This is a genomic window from Streptomyces sp. BR123 (genome assembly GCF_013401435.1).
Lineage (GTDB): Bacteria > Actinomycetota > Actinomycetes > Streptomycetales > Streptomycetaceae > Streptomyces.
The window spans coordinates 1-2,574 of record NZ_JACBGN010000521.1; the positions used below are offsets into that span (position 1 = coordinate 1).

The following is a 2,574-nucleotide window of genomic DNA, read 5'->3' on the forward strand; positions in this document are numbered from 1 at the left end:
CCGGTCTCGTGGGCTCGGCGTTGCGGGTTGGGCGTCACGGGTCGGGCGTCGTGGGTCGGGCGTCGTGGGCGGGCCGTTGTAGGCGGCCGTCGTGGGTTGGCTGGGGGCTTGCGTTCGAGGTTGGGGGCGGAGCCCCGGCCGGGCGCAGCGGGGTGGCTGTTCAAGGTCACCCCGCTGCGCCCGTGCGTCACTCAGCCCTTGGTCGCCGCGCGGCGGCGGCGTCCCGCGTAGAGCAGGCCCGAGCCCGCGCCGAGTGCGGCCGCGCCCGCTCCCGCCGCCACGGCCAGTTGCGCGTTGGCGCCCGTGCTGGCCAGCGGGCCGGAGCTGCCGGGCGCGGTCGCCTTGCCGGCGTTGCCGGTGCCGGTTTGGGAGCCGGTGTCCGCCGCGGACTTGGTGGAGGAGTCCTTGCCGCCGTTCTTGTCGCCGTCCTCGGTCCCGGCCTTGGCGTCCTTGCCGCTGTCGCCTGCGGCCTTGTCCTTGGCGCGGGCGGTGTGCTGCCCGTTCTTGAGGAACTCGATGCGGTCCGCGGGCGTTCCCTTGAGGGCGGCGAGCGCGGCCTTCTTCAGCTCCGGTCCGGCGCCCTTCACCATCGCCGAGATCAGGACGGCGTTGTCGTCGTCGCGCAGCGTGTGCTGCGTCGTCGTGATGAACGTACGCAGTTCGGCCGGGGTCGGGTTCTTCTCGAGGAGCTTGACGATCCCCTCCTTCAGGCCCGGCCCGGCGTCCTTCAGCATGCCCTGCAGCGCGACCCGGTCGTCCTCGGCGCGCGCCTTGTGCTGGCCGGTCTGGACGAACTCGCGCACCTCCTCGCGCTTCCCGCTGCCCAACAGCTTGTTCACCGCCTCGGTGACCGCCTTGCCGGCGCCGGGGAGCATGCGCGCCAACTCCCCCTTGTCGTCCTCGAAGCGGGCGATGTGCTGCCCGTTCCGCAGGAACTCGCTGAGGGCCTCGATCGTGTTGACGGCCAGGGCGGCGTTGCCGGCCTTCCGCACGGCCGGGCCGCCGGCCTCGGTGATCTGCGCGACCAGCATCCGGTCGTCCTCGAGCTGCTGCTTGCCCCACTCGACATCGAGGAACTTCCGCATGTCCTCGGGCGTGCCCTTGAGCGCCTTCTCGGCGGCCTCGCGTACGCCCGGGCCGGTCGCCGGGTCCGCCAGGAGCGCCTGGATGGCGGCCCGGTCCTTGGCGGCCTGGGGGCCCTCGCCCGGCTTGCCCTGCTGCTGCCCGTTGTCCACCGGGTCCGTGACGGGGACGGTCGGAGCCGCCGGCTTGGTGACCATCGCGGCGGATGCCTCGGCGGCGAAAGCCGACGGGGCCAGCAGGACGGCCGGGGCGATCGCGGCCGTGGCGACGGCCGACGCGATCCGGGACAGCTTCACGAGGCGAGTCCATTCTTCACAAGTGTGATGATCGTCGGAATGTGAAGGATAGGTTGTTCGGCTCGGGCACAGCGTCCATTGGTCGTGTTGTGCGCAGCTTGGGACACAAGTCTCAGAGTTCGACCGTTACGCCGTCCCGGGACGAAACGCGAGCAGCCTCCAGTACCGCCAGGCAGTGCGCCGCCTCGTGGGCCGTGACCGGAGCCGGCCCGCCGTTGCGCAGTGCGGATGCCACCGCCTCGTAGTACGCCGGGTAGTTGCCCGGGAGCGTCGGGACCGGGGTGCCGCCGCCGGTCAGCGGGGACTCGCCGGAGCCCACGAGGCCCCACAGGTGCTCGGGCTCCTCACCCCACGGGCTGCCGTCGCCCGGCCGGTGCCCCTCGCGCAGCGCCGCCTCCTGCGGGTCGAGGCCGTACTTCACGTAACCGGCCCGGGAGCCGAGCACGCGGAAGCGCGGGCCGAGTTGGGCTGTGGTCGCGCTGACGTAGAGGTGCGAGCGGATGCTGTTGGTGTGCGTGATCGCGATGAAGGTGTCGTCGTCGGTCTCGGCGCCCGGGCGGCGCACGTCGGTCTCCGCGTACACGCGTGCGGCCGGACCGAAGAGGACGAGAGCCTGGTCGACGACGTGGCTGCCGAGGTCGTACAGCAGGCCGCCGACCTCCTCGGGCGCGCCGGACTCGCGCCAGCCGCCCTTGAGTTGCGGGCGCCACCGCTCGAAGCGGGACTCGAAGCGCTGGATCTCGCCGAGCTCGCCGGAGGCGAGGAGGCGGCGGAGGGTGAGGAAGTCGTTGTCCCAGCGGCGGTTCTGGAAGACGGAGAGGAACGTTCCGGTCCGATCGGCGAGCTCGGCGAGTTCGCGGGCCTCGGCGGCGGTCGCGGCGAGCGGCTTGTCCACGACGACCGGGATGCCGGCGTTCAGCGCGGCTGTGGCCAGGGGGACGTGGGTCTTGTTCGGGGAGGCGATGACCACCAGGTCCGGGGAGGCTGCGGGGGCCTGGGGGGCCCACAGGGCTTCGGCTGAGGTGGCGATGCGGACGTCCGGGTACGCCTCGCGCGCCTGGGCCTGGCGGCTGGGGTCGGAGGTGACGACCGTGTCGAGGGCGAGGCCGTCGGTGGCGGCGACCAGGGGCGCGTGGAAGACGGATCCGGCGAGGCCGTAGCCGATGACGGCTACGCGGAGGGGGTGGGTGGGGGC

2 protein-coding genes are annotated in these 2,574 nt (G+C 72.9%); both read right to left on the bottom strand.

Annotation, left to right across the window (positions count from 1 at the left end; translation table 11 throughout):
• Positions 1 to 191: 191 nt before the first annotated feature.
• Positions 192 to 1,379 (bottom strand): ALF repeat-containing protein, encoded by a 1,188-nt coding sequence (locus HYE82_RS35835; protein ID WP_179178409.1) that lies wholly within the window; start codon positions 1,377 to 1,379, stop codon positions 192 to 194.
• Between the two features lie 112 nt (positions 1,380 to 1,491).
• Positions 1,492 to 2,574: Gfo/Idh/MocA family oxidoreductase (locus HYE82_RS35840; protein ID WP_218783433.1), on the bottom strand; the 1,083-nt coding region annotated here is incomplete at its 5' end.